Below are 16,098 nucleotides of genomic sequence, written 5' to 3'. Positions count from 1 at the left end.
GGACGCCTCCTAGAAGGCCCGTTCGCTCGCTGGAGGCTGCTCTGGCGGGATGTTCTTTTCCAGCTTCCCGTGTTCTGCACGGGACGTAGCGCGAAGGTGACGGGCGCGCGGTTTCCCGTCCCCGGTGGTGGCCCTCCAGGCCGCTCGCCGTTTCCCCGCTCCTCGGATGGTCCGAGGGGCACTCGACCCCAAGGGGAGAGAAAACATGGCAGAGACGCAGGCCGCCAAGCGGCTTCGTGAGTACGAGACCATCTTCCTGGTCAAGCCGGACCTGACGGACGACAACGTGGACAAGCTCAAGGAGCGCGTCCGTGGCATCGTCGACCGCGAGGGTGGCAAGGTCCTCCGCTTCACGGTGTGGGGCAAGAAGAAGACCCTGTTCCCCGTGGCCAAGCAGCCCCGCGCCATCTACGTGCACGCCAGCTACCTGGGCGGCTCGAAGCTGGTGGCGGAGATCGAGCGCAACCTGAAGAACCTGGATGAGGTCACCCGCTACATCTCCGTGAAGAAGGCGGATGAGGTGGACCCCGACACGCGCCCGGTCCTCGAGGACCTGAAGCTGGCTGGCGACGTGGAGGAGACGCGTCCTGGGGCTCCCGCCGACCGCGAGGGTGGTTTCCGCGGCGATGGCGGCGAGGAGGCCGTTGGCGAGTCGGAGGAGGAGTCGTCCGAGGAGGCCTGAGCGCCACCCGGGACATTCTCTAGGGCCCTATCCAGGAAACGAGAAATTTCATGAGCAACGGTACGGACAGCAAGACGGGCGCGTCGTCGGGCGGCCGCAGTGGCGGCTTCGGCGGCGGTGGGCCGCGGGGTGACCGTGGTGGCGACCGCGGGGACCGTGGTGGCGACCGCGGTGATCGCGGCGGCGGCATGGGTGGTGACGACGAGAAGCGCGGCGGTGGCCGTGGCTTCGGTCGCAAGAAGGTCTGCCGCTTCTGCGCGGAGAAGGACGCTTCGGTGGACTTCAAGGACCAGGCGACGCTGAAGTACTTCGTCACCGAGCGCGGCAAGATCATCCCCCGCCGCATCTCCGGCAACTGCGCGAAGCACCAGCGCGAGGTGGCGACGGCCATCAAGCGCGCCCGTGGCATCGCGCTGCTCCCCTACAACGCGGTGGTCGGCTGAGCGCCGGTCCGCACAGGAGACTGAACATGAAGGTCATTCTGCGTGAGGACATCGAGAACCTCGGCAAGTCCGGGGAGCTCGTCACCGTGAAGGACGGCTTCGGCCGCAACTACCTCCTGCCGCGCAAGAAGGCGGTTCTGGCCAGCGAGCAGAACCTCCGTCAGCTCGAGCACGAGAAGGCGGTCATCACCGCCCGCAACGCCAAGCTGAAGGGCGCCGCGGAGGAGCAGGCGAAGAAGGTCGGCTCCATCAAGGTCACCATCAAGCGCAAGGTGGGCGAGCAGGACAAGCTGTTCGGCTCCGTCACGGCGCTGGACATCGCGGAGGCCGTCGCGGCCCAGGGCCAGACGGTGGACCGCCGCGCCATCCACCTGCCCGAGCCCATCAAGACGCTCGGCAACTACGAGGTGGAGCTGCGCCTGCACCGCGAGGTGACGGCGAAGATCAAGGTCGAGGTCGCCGCCGAGTAACGGCGCGTCGCCTTCACCCTCGTCGCATCGAAGAGGCCGTCCGGGGCAACCCGGGCGGCCTTTTCATTTCCGGCCCCCTGCCCTGTCCGGCTGGCGCCGTCGCCGGTCCGTCCCACGACAGACGCGTGGAGGGGCCAGCGCGGGGTGCGTATCCCGGTGGGGACAGGAGGCTCGCCCATGAGCACGCCCGCACCGACGACGTCTTCCGAAGCCCATCACCCGGACCTGGACTGGCTGCGCGTCGTGGCCATCCTCGTGCTGCACCTGTTCCACACGGGGATGATGTTCAACACGTGGGACTGGCACGTGAAGTCGCCCGTCGCGCTGCCGGTGTTGGAGCCGACGATGGAGGTGCTCCACCTGGTGCGCATGCCGCTGTTGATGGTCATCTCGGGCATCGGCACGGCGCTGGCGCTGCGGCGTCGCTCGACGGGGGCCTTCGCGGCGGACCGGGTGCGTCGGCTGCTGGTGCCGGTGCTCTTCGGGATGCTCGTCGTCGTCCCGCCGCAGATCTACGTGGAGCGCGTGCTCCAGGGGCAGTTCCAGGGGAGCTACGCGGACTTCTACCCCTCCGTGTTCCAGCTCGTGCCCTACCCTCGAGGCGGCAGCCTGAGCTGGCATCACCTGTGGTTCGTCGTCTACCTCTTCGTCTACTGCATGCTGGCGCTGCCGCTGTTCGCGTGGCTGGGCAGCACGCGCGCCCGCGCGTGGGTGGAGCGGCTGGAGGCGTGGCTGTGCCGGGGCCTGAACGTGCTGTGGCTGGTGGTGCCACTGGCGCTCAACGACGTGCTGCTGCACGGGCATCCGGTGACGCACGGCCTGTTCGATGACCCATTGACCTTCGGCCACTACGGACTGTTGTTCCTGGTGGGCCACCTGATGGGGCGGACGCCGCGCCTGTGGGATGCGCTGGTGGAGCGCAGGTGGGCGCTGCTGGGGCTGTCGGCCGTGCTCTTCGCGGTGATGGTGCCTCCGAACGAGTACCCGCGCGTTCCGGAGACGCTGGGCCGGGTGGCCTCGCAGTGGCTGTTCATCCTCACGGCGCTGGGCTGGGCGCGGCGCTCCATCACCACCTCGCGCCCGTGGCTGCGGCACGCGCAGGAACTCTCCTACCCGTTCTACATCGTCCACCAGACGGTCATCATCGTGGTGGGCTTCGCGCTCTTGAGGTTGCCGGTGGGGCCGTGGGCGCTGTTCGGCTGCGTCCTCGTGGTGTCCTTCCTGCTCTCCTGGGGCTTGAGCGAGGGAGTCGCTCGCCTGCCCTGGCTGAGGCCGCTCTTCGGGCTGAAGGCCCGTGCGTCACGCCGGGTGCACGCACCGGGCGCGGCGGCTCCGGGGCATACTGCGTGACGAGGACCTCATGGACGCCCCCACCCTCGTGAAGCCCGCCTGGCGCTGGCCACACCTCCGTGTCCGTCCGGTGCTCGTGACGCTGGGCCTCAGCCTGCTCATCGGCCTGTCGTATGGCACCGCGGTGCGGCTGGACCAGCTGGCCAACGGGCTCACCTCCCTGCCCGCGTCACGGGCCTACTTGTGGGAGCTCACCGGAGCGCTCTCCGGGTGGCTCGCGGCGCCCGTCATCCTGTTCGCGGCGCTCAATGCGCCGTCGCCCCGCGCATCGGGCTGGGTCCGCTTCGTGGGGCTGCACACGGTGTGCTTCGCGCTCTACACGACGGCGCACATCCTCTTCATGATGGGCTCACGCCATCCGCTCTACGTGTTGCTCGGCTGGGGGCGGTACGACTACGGACCGCTGGGCTTCCGGCTGCCGATGGAGATGGTGAAGGACGTGCTCGTCTACGGGCTGACGGCGGCCTTCGTCATCCTGCTGGCCTCGTGGCGTGAGCGACAGGCTCGGGCCCTGCGCGCGGCGGAGCTGGAAGGCGAGCTGCGTTCCGCCCAGCTCCAGTCCCTCACCGGCCAGCTCCATCCGCACTTCCTCTTCAACTCGCTGCACACCATCAGCTCCGTCATGTACGAGGACCTGGCGCGCACGGACCGGCTGCTGAGTGATTTGGGGCAGCTGCTGCGCGCGAGCCTGGAGCGGGCCGAGCCCACGTGGACGCTGGCGGAGGAGCGGGCCCATGCGCAGCGCTTCATCGCGCTGCTGTCCGCGCGCTTCGGGGACCGCTTGAGGGTGAGCTGGAGCGTGGCGCCGGCCCTCGATTCGGCGCGGGTGCCCTGCTTCGCCCTGCAGACGCTGGTGGAGAACGCGGTGAAGCACAACCAGGACCGCCGCGAGCCGCTGGAGGTGCGAATCCGCGCTCGCGAGAGCGGTGGTGACTTGCGCCTGGAGGTGGAGGACACCGGGCGAGGCTTCGGCGAGAGCTCACCGGCTTCGGGGCCGGGCGTGGGGCTCTCCCACCTGGAGCAGGCGCTGGCGCTGCTGCACGGTGGACGGGCCCGACTGGAGCGCGGACGCGGGCCCGAGGGCGGCGCACGCGTGGCGCTCACGCTGCCCCGGAGCGGCATGCCATGAGGACCCGCATGGGTGGTCGACGAGGCGCATGTTCCCGCGAGGCGAGGGAGTCGTCGCGCGGCGTGCCGACGGATGCCGCGAGCCGCGCCCGGACGAAGGGACGGAGCCTCACGCCATGACGACCTTCCGACTGCTCGTGGTGGATGACGAGGCGCCCGCCCGCGCGAAGGCGAAGCGCCTGCTCGAGCACGAGACGCGATTCACGCTGGTGGGCGAGGCGGAGGATGGAACGCAGGCGCTGGAGCGCATCGAGGCGCTCCGGCCGGACCTCGTCGTGCTCGACGTGCAGATGCCGGGGCTGACGGGCTTCGAGGTGCTCGATGCACTCGGCGCCGAGCCGGGCCCCGCCGTCATCTTCTCCACGGCCTATGACCACTTCGCGCTCCGGGCCTTCGAGGCCCACGCGGTGGACTACCTGCTCAAGCCCTACGACGGCGAGCGCTTCACCCGCGCCCTGGACAAGGCCCACGCCCAGCTCCTCGGCGGTGGGGGCGAAGCCGAGCGACTCCAGGCGCTGCTGCGCGAGGTGGCCATCGCGGCCCCCCGACGCGCGCTGGAGCGGCTGGTGGTGAAGTCCGGCGAGGCCTGGGTGCCGCTGCGCCTGGAGGAGGTGTGGCGCCTGTCCTCCGAGGACAAGTACGTGCGCGTCCACACGGCCGGCGGCGAGCACCTGGTCCGCCAGAGCCTCCGCGCCCTGGAGGAGCGCCTGGACCCGGAGCGCTTCGTGCGCATCCACCGGGGCGACATCATCAACCTGGAGGCCGTGGCCCGGCTGGAGCCCTGGACGCACGGCGACGGCATCCTCGTGCTGAAGAACGGCACGACGGTGGTCCTCAGCCGCACGTGGCGTGAAGCCTTCCTGCGGCGCTGGGGCTTGGAGGGGTGACCTGGTGGGGTGGAGGACGCCTTGTGCCCACCCGTTGCTACAGGTCTGTGGCGGAAAAATAGGGGGATGTCAGAGCCGCCTGTAGAGTGGGCGGGCAGCCATGGAGAACTCCCTCGACGTCAGAGATGGGCGAAAGGTCCACGAGGACCTCGCCGCCGAGCGCGCGGTCCTAGGGTCCGTGCTCGCCGACAACTCACTCATCGCCGCGGTGGGCGAAGTCGTCCACGCGGACGACTTCTCCAGCCCGGCGCACGCCCAGATCTTCGCGGCGATGATCCGCCTGGACGGCCAGAGCAAGCAGGTCGACCACCTGACGCTGGCGGAGGAGCTGAAGGTCCTCGGGCAGCTCGTCGCCGTGGGGGGTCCCGCGTACCTGATGCGGCTGGACCAGGTCGTCCCCCTGGCCTCCAACGCCGTCCAGTACGCGAACATCGTCAAGGACCAGGCGCTGCGGCGCCGGCTCGCGAACGTGGGCCGGGAGATTCAAGAGCTCGCCAGCCAGGAGACGGGCGAGCTGGAGGTGCTGCTCGACGAGGCCGAGCGCAAGGTGTTCCTCCTCGCGGAGAAGAAGCGCGAAGGAGATCTGCGTCCGGTCAGCGAGCTGATGGAGCAGACGCTCGACCTGCTCGACAAGATGAAGTCGGCGGCGACGGGCATCACCGGCCTGTCGACCGGCTACATCGACCTGGACAACCAGCTCACGGGCCTGCACGCCGGCGAGCTCATCATCCTCGCGGCCCGTCCGGGTGTCGGCAAGACGTCGTTCGCCATGAACATGGCGGTGCACGCGGCGCTCAAGGACAACAAGGCCGTCGGCATCTTCAGTCTGGAAATGCCCGCCGACCAGTTGCTCATGCGTCTGCTCGCGTCCACCGCGCGGGTGGACATGAAGAAGCTGCGTGGCGGCCGGCTCTCTCCGCATGACGAGGAGAAGTTCCAGGAGATGGCAGGCGCGCTCTACAACGCGCCCATCTACATCGACGACTCCGGCGGTCTGTCGCCGTTCGACTTGCGCGCGAAGGCGCGGCGCGTGAAGCAGAAGGACCCGCGCCTGTCGCTCCTCATCATCGACTACCTCCAGCTCATGCATCAGAAGGGCAAGGTGGAGAGCCGTCAGTTGGAGGTCGCCGAAATCTCCCGTGCCCTCAAGCAGCTGGCCAAGGAGCTGGAGGTGCCCATCATCGCCCTCAGTCAGCTCAGCCGTAAGGTCGAGGAGCGCAAGGGCGGCAAGCCCATGCTGTCGGACCTGCGTGAGTCCGGCTCCATCGAGCAGGACGCCGACGTGGTGATGTTCATCCACCGTGAAGAGGTGGAGGAAGGCGGCGAGGCTCCGCCCCCGTCCACGGGCGCCACCACCGTCATCCCCGTCGAGCTCATCATCGCCAAGCAGCGCAACGGCCCCATCGGCGAAATCCCGCTGGTGTTCCTCGCCGAGTACACCCGCTTCGAGAGCCGCAGCCGCGGCGAGTAGGTCCCCGCCCGGACCTCGGGCGGAGCCGCACTCACGACGGCGCATGGCGCCGCGGGGCTCGGCGCCGCTGCGCGAGTCGCGCAGCCAGTGAGTGCGTGATGACGCCCTGGGCCGCGCACCGCAGCCAGCGCGGTCCGAGGAGCGACCCTACGCACGGTCCGGCTTCACCTCGACGCTGCCGCACGTGCCTCGACGCCGGCAGGGCGCTGCCGCAGCCAGCGCGGCCCCGAGGAGTGGGCCTGCTCGCGGTCCGGCTTCATCTCGACGCCGCCGCACGCGCCTCGACGTCGGCAGTGCGCTGCCGCAGCCAGCGAGGCCCCGAGGAATGCACTTGCTCGCGGCCCGACTTCACCTCGACGCTGCCAGTGCTCTGCCGCAACCAGCGCGACCTGTGGAGCCCTACTCGCGGCCCGACCTCACCTCGACGCCGCCAGTGCTCCGCCGCAACCAGCGCGACCCGTGGAGCCCTACTCGCGGCCTGTCTTCAGGTAGCGGATCACCAGCTTGCGCGCGGTGCGCGTGGCAGCCTCGAGCGACTGGCCCCGCCCCAGCTCCGTGGCCAGCGCCGACGCCAGCCGGCACCCCGTCCCGCGCTTCTCCGGGGAGCGCGCGAGCCGCTGACCCTTCACCTCGAGCACGCCATCAGGCGTGGCCAGCACGTCCGCCAGCGCCCCCGTGTCGGGCAGATGCCCGCCCTTCACCAGCACTCCGCCGAAACCATGCGAGAGCAGCTCCGTCGCCGCCGCGCGCGCACCCGCCACGTCCTCTGGCACGGGCCGCCCCAGAAGCCACCCCGCCTCATCGAGGTTCGGCGTGAGCACCACCCGCGGCCCCGCGAGCGCCAGGTAGCGCCGCGCGGACAGGCGCGACAGTCGCTGCCCCCGTGACGTGAAGACCACCGGGTCCACCACCCACCACGCCTTCGCGCTCTTCAGTGCGCGGCTCGCGGCCTCCAGCTGCGGCAGCCCCGGCACCATCCCCCACTTCACCGCGTGCACCTCCCCCAGCTCGCGCGCGGCGGTGAGCTGCGCGGTCACCACGCGCGGAGGAGACGCCGTCCAGGAGAACGTCCGCCGACCCTGCGCCGTCTGCGCCAGCGGCACCGCGACGGGCTGCCCACCCAGCGCGCGCACCGCGGCCACGTCCGCCAGCAGCCCCGCCCGCCCCGTCGGCTCCAGCCCCGCGAGCAGCACCACCCTCGGGCTCATCGCCGATGCTCACGCGCCTTCTGCACGAAGGTCTTGTACAGCCCCACGTGCACGGGAATCGTCGTGGACATGTACTCGGGGTGCCACTGCACGCCCACGGCGAACGCGTGGGTGGTGGACTCGATGGCCTCCACCACGCCGTCCGGCGCCATTGCGCAGATGCTCACGTCCTTGCCCGCCGTGCGCACCGCCTGATGGTGCGTGGAGTTCACCATCAGCTGGCCGTGGCCCACCGCCTCCGCCAACAGCGAGCCGCTGCGCACGTCCACCGGGTGCTGCGGCTGGGTGCGGTCGTGCTTCTGCTCATGCTCGCGCGCGCCCTGCACCTCGCGGCCGATGTCCTGGAACAACGTGCCGCCCAGCACCACGTTGAGCAGCTGCATGCCGCCGCAGATGCCCAGCACGGGCATGTTCCGCTTGAGCGCCCCACGCATCAGCGCGGCCTCGAACGCGGTGCGCCCCTCCTTGAGCGCGCCCAGGCCCTCGCGCGCCGTCTCGCCGTACGCCTCGGGCGGGATGTCGAACGCGCCGCCGGTGACGAGCAGCCCCGACACCCGGTCCAGATACGCCTCCACACACGTGGGGTCGTCCGCGTACGGCAACACGAAGGGAAGCCCTCCGGCGCGCAGCACCGCCTCCGCGTAGGGCACCTTCAGCTCGTACCTCGCGAAGGGCTGGTCCTCGGGCTGGCTCCAGTCCGGGGTGATGCCGATGTTGGGCCGCCGGGGCGGCTGACCATGGTGTCGCGGATGATTGTTCATGGGGGAGTCCGTCGGACGAACCTACCCCCCCACACGGCCTCGTTCAAACGCGCCCGCGAGCAGCCGCACCCGCTCGGCGATGTCCTGGGCGAGCAGCGCGTCCGACACCACCGCCGCGCCATGCGCGCCCGTCGCCGCCACGCTCGCCACGTTGGCGAGCCCCACGCCGCCAATCCCCACCACCGGCAACGCGCTGCCCTTCACCACGCGCGAAAGCCCCTCCAACCCCAGCACCGGCGCCGGCACCGCCTTCGTCGTCGTGCCGAAGACCGGCCCCACGCCCACGTAGTCCGCGCCCGCCTCCAGCGCCTCCCGCGCGCCGCGCTCATCCCGCACCGTGACGCCCACCAGCCGGCCGGGCCCCAACAGCGCCCGCGCATCCCGGGCTGGCAGGTCCTCATCCCCCACGTGCACCCCGTGCGCGTCCGACAACAACGCCAGGTCCACCCGGTCATTGAGCAGGCACACCGCGCCCGCGCTCCGGCACAGCGACACCACCGTCCGCGCCACCTCCAGCGCCTCGCGGACGGGCGTGCGCTTCATCCGCAGCTGCACCACCCGCGCGCCGCCCGCCAGCAGGCGCTCCGCCTTGGCCACCAGCGGAATGCCCGGCAACACGGTGTCGTCGCACAACAGATAGAGGCCGGGGGGAAGCAGCAGACGGGGCAGGACGTTCATCGGCACTGGGAAGACGGGACGGCGGCGTTGACAGGCGGCCTCTCTGCTATAAGGTGGCGCGCTGTTTTCCAAGCAATTCTGAGGATTTGAAACATGGCGGACACGGTGGACCCCAAGCACCTCGATAAGCGCACCGCGGAGCGGTACCTGCGCTCGGGCCAGTTGGACGAGAAGGCGCACAAGCGCTACCTCGAGAGCCTGCCTGATGTGGCGGACAAGTCCGTCCCGGTGGAGACCTTCATGCTCGACGACGTGGAGGACGACTACGACGACGAGGACGAGACGGACGACGTGGACGAGTCCGATGAGGCCGACGAGGCGGACGACGAGGCCCCCGTCACCAACAACGACGAGGCCGACCTGGCCGCCGTCGCCTCCTCCAAAGACGAGCCGAACAATCCATGAGCCCCGCGGACGAGAAGCGCGGCGAGACCTTCGTCATGCGGGGGGAAGCGCGCTCCGCGTCCGAGGAGCCCATCGGCTTCACCACGTTCATCATGGGGCTGGGCACCGCGGTGCTCATCTACCTGGGTGATGCGCCGAACCCCGAAACGGGCCAGACGACGAAGGACCTGCCGCTGGCCCGGCAGAACCTGGACCTGTTGTCGATGCTGCGGCTGAAGACGCGGGGCAACCTGACGGCCGAAGAGGAGAAGCTCTTCGACGGGTTGCTCGCCGACTTGCGACTGCGCTTCGTGGAGGCAAGCAAGCGGTGACGGTGTCTGCTCCCCGCTCGGGCTCGCTGCCCGGGCACATCCGCTTCGCGGCGCTGGTGGCCTGCATCCTCGCCGCGTTGACGGGCTGGGCATCCCTGAACGAGGCCACGGAGCTGGCGCACTTCTACGAGGTGCGCTCCCAGCACCTGGAGAAGGGCCCGCCGCTCCTCCTCGGCAATGACCCGGCCGTGCTCCAGCACCTGCTGGAGACGCAGTACCAGGCGCTCGAGCCCATGCGTGAGCCGCGTGCCGCGCTGATGGGCGTGCTCGCCGTGGCGTGTGCCTTCGTCTTCGTGTCCGCCCTGCGCATGCTCCGCCCTGGCGACCTGCCCCGGGGCGCCATGGGCCGGATGCTCGGCCGCGCCGCCGTCACGGTGGCGGTGCTGCGCACCATCGACGGCGCCCAGTGGGCCGTGGTGGCTCGACGCGTGGGCGTCACCCTGGCCCAGACGCTCGCCCAGCGCCCCGAGTATCAGGACCCCTCCGCCGCCGAGGCCGTCACCACCGTGGCTCCCTGGCTCGCCCTGGGCATGACGGTGGCGGGCACCACGCTCATCGCGGGGACCTTCGCCGTGATTGGCCAGTTCTTCCGCAGCGAGTCCGTGCGCCAGGCGCTCGTCACCCAGGACGGCGCCGTCGACGGCTAGCCGTCCTTCAGTGGGCGTGGGGCGCCACGGAGCCCGGCAGCAGGGACTCCAGCACCGCCTCCACGTCCGCGGTGGAGTCCTCCAGCCCCAGCACCTGCCCCGTCACGGGCAGCTTCAGGAGCGCCTGCCGCGACAGCCCGAAGACGTGCGCCAGGTGCCCCATGGGCCAGCGTGACTGCATGTGCAGGAAGGCGGCCTCGTCCAAATCCTCGGGACGGCCCTCCGGCAGGTCCACGTTGTCGTAGACCACCCGCTCGCCGCCCACGCGCCGACCGTTGCCGTAGGCGATGACCTCCTCGCCCTCGTCCGGGTCGTACACGTACGCGTGCACGGTGGTGTTGGCCGCGCGGGACAGCAGCCGGGGCAGCGCATGGTGCGCCGCGTACCAGTGGGCGCCGGGCCGGCCCTGGGTGAAGGGCGCCACGTAGGCCAGCCGGACCACCTTGCGGCGACGGTTGACCGACACCTGCAGCCCGGTGGCGCCCGACGCGCCGTCCAGCTGCAGCGCCTCGCGGGCCTGCCGGAGCAACTCCAGCCCGCCGAAGCTTTCGAGTCGAATGAGATAGCCGCCGTGCGCTTCCAGGTTCAGCCCCCCGCGGGTGCGCGCCGCCTATAACCGAGCCACGTCCCTCGTGGCAACCCAGGCACCTCGAAAAGCCAGCCGCTACCAGGAGTCCAAAGTATTCCGCTTCCGGCGCAGCCCCGGGCACGACTCGTGACGCACCGCACCAACTTGCCAAGGCCTCCGCGACTCTTACGTTGAGAGTATGCGACTCGATAAGTTCACGGTGAAGGCCCAGGAAGCCATCCAAGAGGGCCAGACGCTGGCCCGCCGCGCCGACAATCCCCAGTACGAGCCGGAGCACCTGGCCGCCGCGCTGTTGGGTCAGAAGGACGGCCTCGTCGACCCGCTGCTTCGCAAGATTGGCGCGGACGTGAAGCTGTTCGCGTCCCGTCTGGGCGAGGCGCTCGGCAAGCTGCCGCGGATGCAGGGCGGTGAGAGCGCGATGCTCGGCCAGCGCCTGCTGAAGACCTTCGACAAGGCCGACGACGAGGCCAAGGCGCTCAAGGACGAGTTCATCTCCTCCGAGCACCTGCTGCTGGCGCTCACGCAGGACAAGGGCACCGTCGGCGAAATCATGAAGGCCTCGGGCGTCACGCGCGAGCGCGTGCTGTCGAGCCTCAAGGAGGTCCGGGGCTCCGGCCGCGTGACGAGCCAGGACGCGGAGTCCACGTATCAGGCGCTGGAGAAGTACGGGCGCGACCTGACGGAGGCCGCGCGCGCGGGCAAGCTGGATCCGGTCATCGGCCGCGACGAGGAGATCCGCCGCTGTGTCCAGGTGCTCAGCCGGCGCAGCAAGAACAACCCGGTGCTCATCGGCGAGCCGGGCGTGGGCAAGACGGCCATCGCGGAGGGCCTGGCGCGGCGCATCGTCGACGGCGACGTGCCGGAGGGCCTGAAGAACAAGCAGCTCATCACGCTGGACCTGGGTGCCATGGTGGCGGGCGCCAAGTACCGCGGTGAGTTCGAGGAGCGGCTCAAGGCGGTGCTCAAGGAGGTCTCCGACTCCGCGGGCCAGGTCATCCTCTTCATCGACGAAATCCACACGATTGTCGGCGCGGGCAAGGCCGAGGGCGCGATGGACGCGGGCAACATGCTCAAGCCGGCGCTGTCGCGCGGCGAGCTGCACTGCATCGGCGCGACGACGCTGGACGAGTACCGCAAGCACATCGAGAAGGACGCCGCGCTGGAGCGCCGCTTCCAGCCCGTGTACGTGGGCGAGCCCAGCGTGCACGACACCATCAGCATCCTGCGTGGCCTCAAGGAGCGCTACGAGGTGCACCACGGCGTGCGCATCCAGGACAGCGCGCTGGTGGCCGCCGCCACGCTCAGCCACCGCTACATCGCGGACCGCTTCCTGCCGGACAAGGCCATCGACCTGGTCGACGAGGCCGGCAGCCGCCTGCGCATCGAAATCGACTCCATGCCCACCGAGCTGGACGACATGCGCCGGAAGATGACGCAGCTCCAGATCGAGAAGGAGGGCCTGCGCAAGGAGACGGACCTGCACTCGCAGGAGCGTCTGGCCACCATCGAGCGGGAGCTGGCCAACCTGCGCGAGCGCTTCGACGGGCTCAAGGCGCACTGGGACGCGGAGAAGGGCGCCATCGCCGGCATCCGGACGCTGAAGGAGAAGCTGGAGAAGGTGAAGAACGACCAGCTCGCGGCCGAGCGCCAGGGTGATTTGAACCGCGCCGCGGAGCTGAAGTTCGGCGTGCTGCCGTCCCTGGAGAAGGAGCTCCAGACGCAGAACACCAAGCTCATGGAGCTGCAGAAGAACCACAAGTTCCTCAAGGAGGAGGTGGACTCGGAGGACATCGCGTCCGTGGTGGCCAAGTGGACGGGCATCCCCGTCTCCCGGCTGATGGAGGGCGAGGTCCAGAAGCTGGTCCACATGGAGGAGCGGCTGGCGAACCGGGTGATTGGTCAGAGGAGCCCGATCGAGGCCGTGTCCAACGCCGTGCGCCGGGCGCGCAGCGGGTTGCAGGACCCCAACCGGCCCATCGGCTCGTTCATCTTCCTGGGCCCCACGGGCGTGGGCAAGACGGAGACGGCCAAGGCGCTGGCGGAGTTCCTCTTCGACGATGACTCGGCCATGGTCCGCATCGACATGTCCGAGTACATGGAGAAGCACGCGGTGGCGCGGCTCGTCGGCGCCCCCCCGGGCTACGTCGGTTACGAGGAGGGCGGACAGCTCACGGAGGCGGTGCGCCGCCGGCCGTACACCGTGGTGCTCTTCGACGAGATCGAGAAGGCGCACCCGGATGTCTTCAACATCCTGCTCCAGATTCTCGACGAGGGCCGGCTGACGGACAGCCAGGGCCGCACGGTGGACTTCAAGAACGCGGTGCTCATCATGACGTCCAACCTGGGCTCCGCGGACATCCAGGCGGGCATGGCGGGCAAGGACGAGCTGGACGAGAAGACGCGCGACGAGGTGCTGGACGCGCTGCGCGCGCACTTCCGTCCGGAGTTCCTCAACCGCGTGGACGAAATCGTCATCTTCGAGCCGCTGCGCAAGAAGGACATCTACCGCATCGTCGACCTGCAGCTGGCGAAGCTGGGCAAGCTGCTGGCGGACAAGCGCCTCACGCTGGAGCTGACGGACGCGGCCCGGGAGCTGCTCGCGGAGCGCGGGTACGACCCGACGTACGGCGCCCGTCCGCTCAAGCGCGCCGTGCAGAAGAACCTGCTGGACCCGCTCGCCATCAAGGTCCTCAACGGCGACTTCGCGCCGGGCGACACCATCCAGGCCGACGCGGGCCCCAACGGGCTCACCTTCGCCAAGGTGCTGGTGGACGCGTCGAAGAACGTGAAGCGCACGGCGTAGGCACGGCCGCGGAAGCACTCGGAGCCCCCTGCCCCGTCCTTCGTGGATGGGCGGGGGGCTTCTTCATGGATGGGGCTCAATCGGAGTCGGAGGTCTCCGTCATCTCGGAGTCCTCCGACTCCTCGGCCTCGGACTCGTCGCCGACGCCCCAGTGCGCCTCCATGGCGGCCACCATCGCGTCGACGTTCGCGTAGAGCCTTCCGAAGGCCACCGGATAGGCCAACCGGACGGAGCGGGCGTGCTGCTCGAAGAGCATGGCGCGCAGCTCGTCCAGGTTCTCGTTCGTCTGGTCGGGGTCGAGCCCCAGGGCGGCGTACTCGCCCTCGTCGTTCTCTCCGTCCTCGTTCGTATGCAGGTTCTGGACGGTGTCGAAGTCGAAGAGGCTGAACAGCGCGTCCCGGAGTTCGTCGTTGGTGACGCCACCACCATCGGCCGCGTTACCCGCTCGGGCGACGGCGGCGTCGTTCGCGACATTGCCCGCGCCGCCTCCGAAGTTGGCTTGAGACAGGGGGAGCTTGCTGCGGACGACCAGCCACTGCTGGACATACGCCTGGAGCGAGAATCCCTGGGCCATCGTCCCTGGAGCCGCGTTGTTGGCGGCATCGCGATGGGCGGCCAGCAGGTCGATCTCCTCCCGAAGGGCTTCCTGCCTGTCGTCCGTGAGGCTGTCGACCAGGTCCCAGCCCGGTAGCTGGTGCAGGTGGTTGTCCAGGGTGTTCATGTTGTTGATGGCGGTGGCAGGCGTCCGGCCGAGCAGGGCGCGGTCGAGGGTGTCGAGGTACGTCTGCCACGGCGTGGTGTGGTGGCGCTCCGTGGGCCACAACGAGCCGGCGCGCCCGCCCACGTTCACCTGGTTGATGCGCCCCGCGGCACTCGCGCCAAGCTGCACCGCGACCCGCTGGATGGGGAGGCTCGCCCCTGATGAGCCGGTGCTCGGAGCCGCCTTGAGCTGCGCGGTCGCGACGTCATGCGTGGACTCCGCCGGGAGCCTCGCGGCCCGCGCGGACATGGCGTCGGCCTCGTGCTCCAGGCCAGAGTCATCGTTGAGCGCGGCGCCCTGCAACTCGGCCGTGGGCCGCACGCGTCCCTGCTTCTGCTGCACGACGTGCCACGCCTCGTGGGCCAGGTGCTTCTCCTGGCCCGGCGCCACGTGGATGTCCGAGCCCTGCGTGTAGGCCAGGGCCTGGAGCTGCGCGGGCGCGGAGGAGTTGTAGTGCACGCGCACGTCGTCCAGCGACATGCCGGACAGGGACTCGACGCCGGACTTCAGCGAGTCCGGAAGGCCCGTGTCGTTGCGCGGCGAGGCACGGCGCTGGAGCGTCTGCGCCTGCTTCGCCTGCGCCACCACCCTCGGGGAGGAGTCCAGCGCCTGCTGGAGCGCGCCCAGCGACTTCGTGCGCGACGAGCCCCCCTCCATGGCGCCACCTCCCGCCGAGGACGCGGAGGTGGACTCGCGCGAGGACTGTGACGGCTCGACGAACACGCCCATTCGATGCCTCCGGGGGAGACTCGGAATGTACCGTGCCCGTCTCCAGTGCCGACAGGATGCGCCGGGTGTCGCGCCATGAGGGCCGCGTCACGCCGGCGCACGTCCTCCACCCGCATGGGACGTCCTGGGTTCCCTCGCGAGCTCAGGACGGGGACGGAGGGGTCTGCGACGCATCGGGGCTGTCCGCGCGAATCTTGCGCGAGTTCTCGACGAGCTCGCGCCAGGACGCCTCGTACTCCCCCCGCAGCCTCGCCCACTCGCCGCCCCGGGCCTTCATCAATCGCCGCAGCGACTCACCCGTGCTGGACAACGACGAGCGCAGGAAGCGCAGCTCCTCCTTCGTGAGCAGCGAGTCCTCCGCGCGGGAGCGGGAGATGTCCGCCTCGTACCCGTCGAACTGGGCCCCCAACTGCCGCAGCTCCGCCTCGCGCTTGCGCTCGTAGGCCGCGCGGCGCTGGCCCGCCTGCTCCTCCGCGTCGTCGAGCGACTTGCGGGTGTCGTCGCAGGCGCGCAGCAGCTCCTGCTTGCCCCGCTCGAAGTCCTCGGTGCCGCGCTGGCGCAGCTCCTCCAGCTTGCGGTGGAATGCCTCGCGGCGCTGCTTCACGCCCCTCAGCTCCTTTACCTCGTCCTGTGCCTGACGGATGTCGGCCTGTGCCTCGACCTCCGCGATTCGCGCGTCGATGCGCTGCTTCTCGGCGTCCATCTTCTGCAGGTAAGCCTCGCGCTCGTTCATGGCCTGGATGCCTCCTCCGGTGGGACGCCGCGACCTGGCGCCC

The 16,098-nt window shown here is 70.0% G+C and carries 17 protein-coding genes; 11 read left to right on the top strand and 6 right to left on the bottom strand.

Features of this window, described 5'->3' with window-relative positions:
• The first annotated feature begins 205 nt into the window (after positions 1-205).
• The 7 genes from rpsF (at position 206) to dnaB (ending at position 6,431) form a co-directional block, all read left to right on the top strand.
• The gene (rpsF, locus tag OWM54_RS34125) at positions 206-682 is read left to right on the top strand and encodes a 30S ribosomal protein S6 (protein ID WP_046715136.1); all 477 of its coding nucleotides are present in this window, start codon (positions 206-208) and stop codon (positions 680-682) included.
• 50 nt (positions 683-732) lie between these two features.
• Positions 733-1,125 (top strand): 30S ribosomal protein S18, encoded by a 393-nt coding sequence (rpsR, locus tag OWM54_RS34120; protein WP_046715137.1) that lies wholly within the window; start codon positions 733-735, stop codon positions 1,123-1,125.
• 26 nt (positions 1,126-1,151) lie between these two features.
• On the top strand, positions 1,152-1,595 hold the full coding sequence (gene rplI, locus OWM54_RS34115) for a 50S ribosomal protein L9 (protein WP_046715138.1): 444 nt from the start codon (positions 1,152-1,154) through the stop codon (positions 1,593-1,595).
• A gap of 177 nt (positions 1,596-1,772) precedes the next feature.
• A complete protein-coding gene (locus OWM54_RS34110; RefSeq protein ID WP_267700165.1) occupies positions 1,773-2,945 on the top strand; it encodes an acyltransferase family protein in 1,173 nt (390 codons plus the stop codon).
• Between the two features lie 10 nt (positions 2,946-2,955).
• Positions 2,956-4,074 carry a sensor histidine kinase gene (locus tag OWM54_RS34105; protein ID WP_267700164.1) on the top strand — a complete coding sequence of 373 codons (1,119 nt, stop codon included), beginning with the start codon at positions 2,956-2,958 and terminating at the stop codon, positions 4,072-4,074.
• A 115-nt stretch (positions 4,075-4,189) separates the two neighbouring features.
• Positions 4,190-4,960 (top strand): LytR/AlgR family response regulator transcription factor, encoded by a 771-nt coding sequence (locus tag OWM54_RS34100; RefSeq protein ID WP_267700163.1) that lies wholly within the window; start codon positions 4,190-4,192, stop codon positions 4,958-4,960.
• Positions 4,961-5,060: 100 nt separating this feature from the next.
• Positions 5,061-6,431 (top strand): replicative DNA helicase, encoded by a 1,371-nt coding sequence (dnaB, locus tag OWM54_RS34095; RefSeq protein ID WP_046715141.1) that lies wholly within the window; start codon positions 5,061-5,063, stop codon positions 6,429-6,431.
• A gap of 467 nt (positions 6,432-6,898) precedes the next feature.
• On the opposite strand, the gene thiD is transcribed toward dnaB, so the two are convergent.
• From thiD to thiE, 3 genes are read right to left on the bottom strand one after another with little or no spacing between them, the layout of a single operon-like run.
• Positions 6,899-7,639, bottom strand: a complete 741-nt coding sequence (gene thiD, locus OWM54_RS34090) for a bifunctional hydroxymethylpyrimidine kinase/phosphomethylpyrimidine kinase (protein WP_141325147.1) — start codon at positions 7,637-7,639, stop codon at positions 6,899-6,901.
• A complete protein-coding gene (locus tag OWM54_RS34085; RefSeq protein ID WP_223745552.1) occupies positions 7,636-8,400 on the bottom strand; it encodes a gamma-glutamyl-gamma-aminobutyrate hydrolase family protein in 765 nt (254 codons plus the stop codon). The genes thiD and OWM54_RS34085 overlap by 4 nt, the downstream gene beginning before the upstream one ends.
• Before the next feature lie 21 nt (positions 8,401-8,421).
• On the bottom strand, positions 8,422-9,078 hold the full coding sequence (thiE, locus tag OWM54_RS34080; protein ID WP_267700162.1) for a thiamine phosphate synthase: 657 nt from the start codon (positions 9,076-9,078) through the stop codon (positions 8,422-8,424).
• Positions 9,079-9,171: 93 nt separating this feature from the next.
• Between thiE and OWM54_RS34075 the strand changes: the two genes are divergently transcribed.
• The 3 genes from OWM54_RS34075 to OWM54_RS34065 are packed head-to-tail and all read left to right on the top strand — an operon-like array spanning position 9,172 to position 10,441.
• Positions 9,172-9,483 carry an RNA polymerase subunit sigma gene (locus OWM54_RS34075; RefSeq protein ID WP_267700161.1) on the top strand — a complete coding sequence of 104 codons (312 nt, stop codon included), beginning with the start codon at positions 9,172-9,174 and terminating at the stop codon, positions 9,481-9,483.
• Complete coding sequence (locus OWM54_RS34070) at positions 9,480-9,794, top strand: DUF1844 domain-containing protein (RefSeq protein WP_223745550.1); 315 nt, start codon at positions 9,480-9,482, stop codon at positions 9,792-9,794. Before OWM54_RS34075 ends, OWM54_RS34070 begins: the two co-directional genes overlap by 4 nt.
• The gene (locus OWM54_RS34065; protein WP_223745549.1) at positions 9,791-10,441 is read left to right on the top strand and encodes a hypothetical protein; all 651 of its coding nucleotides are present in this window, start codon (positions 9,791-9,793) and stop codon (positions 10,439-10,441) included. The genes OWM54_RS34070 and OWM54_RS34065 overlap by 4 nt, the downstream gene beginning before the upstream one ends.
• Before the next feature lie 7 nt (positions 10,442-10,448).
• Here the strand turns inward: OWM54_RS34065 and OWM54_RS34060 are convergent, their stop codons facing one another.
• Positions 10,449-10,970: a hypothetical protein gene (locus tag OWM54_RS34060; protein ID WP_141325143.1), complete on the bottom strand. Its 522-nt coding sequence runs from the start codon at positions 10,968-10,970 to the stop codon at positions 10,449-10,451.
• Positions 10,971-11,208: 238 nt separating this feature from the next.
• On the opposite strand from OWM54_RS34060, the gene clpB reads away from it, so the two are divergent.
• The gene (gene clpB, locus OWM54_RS34055; RefSeq protein ID WP_223745548.1) at positions 11,209-13,833 is read left to right on the top strand and encodes an ATP-dependent chaperone ClpB; all 2,625 of its coding nucleotides are present in this window, start codon (positions 11,209-11,211) and stop codon (positions 13,831-13,833) included.
• 76 nt (positions 13,834-13,909) lie between these two features.
• On the opposite strand, the gene OWM54_RS34050 is transcribed toward clpB, so the two are convergent.
• Both OWM54_RS34050 and OWM54_RS34045 read right to left on the bottom strand, forming a co-directional pair.
• On the bottom strand, positions 13,910-15,322 hold the full coding sequence (locus tag OWM54_RS34050; RefSeq protein ID WP_267700160.1) for a DUF4157 domain-containing protein: 1,413 nt from the start codon (positions 15,320-15,322) through the stop codon (positions 13,910-13,912).
• Positions 15,323-15,464: 142 nt separating this feature from the next.
• Positions 15,465-16,055: a hypothetical protein gene (locus OWM54_RS34045; RefSeq protein WP_223745546.1), complete on the bottom strand. Its 591-nt coding sequence runs from the start codon at positions 16,053-16,055 to the stop codon at positions 15,465-15,467.
• Positions 16,056-16,098: the final 43 nt, after the last annotated feature.

Source organism: Myxococcus sp. MISCRS1 (assembly GCF_026626605.1).
GTDB classification, from domain to species: Bacteria; Myxococcota; Myxococcia; order Myxococcales; family Myxococcaceae; genus Myxococcus; species Myxococcus fulvus.
Note: the sequence above shows the minus strand (reverse complement) of the source record. Positions and strands in the feature narration are given on the sequence as shown.

Excerpts from the sequence above, each read along its gene's own strand:
- OWM54_RS34075 (WP_267700161.1), top strand. The coding sequence starts at position 9,172 with ATGGCGGACACGGTGGACCCCAAGCACCTCGATAAGCGCACCGCGGAG.
- thiE (WP_267700162.1), bottom strand. The coding sequence starts at position 9,078 with ATGAACGTCCTGCCCCGTCTGCTGCTTCCCCCCGGCCTCTATCTGTTG.
- OWM54_RS34105 (WP_267700164.1), top strand. The coding sequence starts at position 2,956 with ATGGACGCCCCCACCCTCGTGAAGCCCGCCTGGCGCTGGCCACACCTC.
- dnaB (WP_046715141.1), top strand. The coding sequence starts at position 5,061 with ATGGAGAACTCCCTCGACGTCAGAGATGGGCGAAAGGTCCACGAGGAC.
- rpsF (WP_046715136.1), top strand. The coding sequence starts at position 206 with ATGGCAGAGACGCAGGCCGCCAAGCGGCTTCGTGAGTACGAGACCATC.
- thiD (WP_141325147.1), bottom strand. The coding sequence starts at position 7,639 with ATGAGCCCGAGGGTGGTGCTGCTCGCGGGGCTGGAGCCGACGGGGCGG.
- OWM54_RS34085 (WP_223745552.1), bottom strand. The coding sequence starts at position 8,400 with ATGAACAATCATCCGCGACACCATGGTCAGCCGCCCCGGCGGCCCAAC.
- OWM54_RS34110 (WP_267700165.1), top strand. The coding sequence starts at position 1,773 with ATGAGCACGCCCGCACCGACGACGTCTTCCGAAGCCCATCACCCGGAC.
- rpsR (WP_046715137.1), top strand. The coding sequence starts at position 733 with ATGAGCAACGGTACGGACAGCAAGACGGGCGCGTCGTCGGGCGGCCGC.
- OWM54_RS34045 (WP_223745546.1), bottom strand. The coding sequence starts at position 16,055 with ATGAACGAGCGCGAGGCTTACCTGCAGAAGATGGACGCCGAGAAGCAG.
- OWM54_RS34070 (WP_223745550.1), top strand. The coding sequence starts at position 9,480 with ATGAGCCCCGCGGACGAGAAGCGCGGCGAGACCTTCGTCATGCGGGGG.
- OWM54_RS34100 (WP_267700163.1), top strand. The coding sequence starts at position 4,190 with ATGACGACCTTCCGACTGCTCGTGGTGGATGACGAGGCGCCCGCCCGC.
- rplI (WP_046715138.1), top strand. The coding sequence starts at position 1,152 with ATGAAGGTCATTCTGCGTGAGGACATCGAGAACCTCGGCAAGTCCGGG.
- clpB (WP_223745548.1), top strand. The coding sequence starts at position 11,209 with ATGCGACTCGATAAGTTCACGGTGAAGGCCCAGGAAGCCATCCAAGAG.
- OWM54_RS34050 (WP_267700160.1), bottom strand. The coding sequence starts at position 15,322 with ATGGGCGTGTTCGTCGAGCCGTCACAGTCCTCGCGCGAGTCCACCTCC.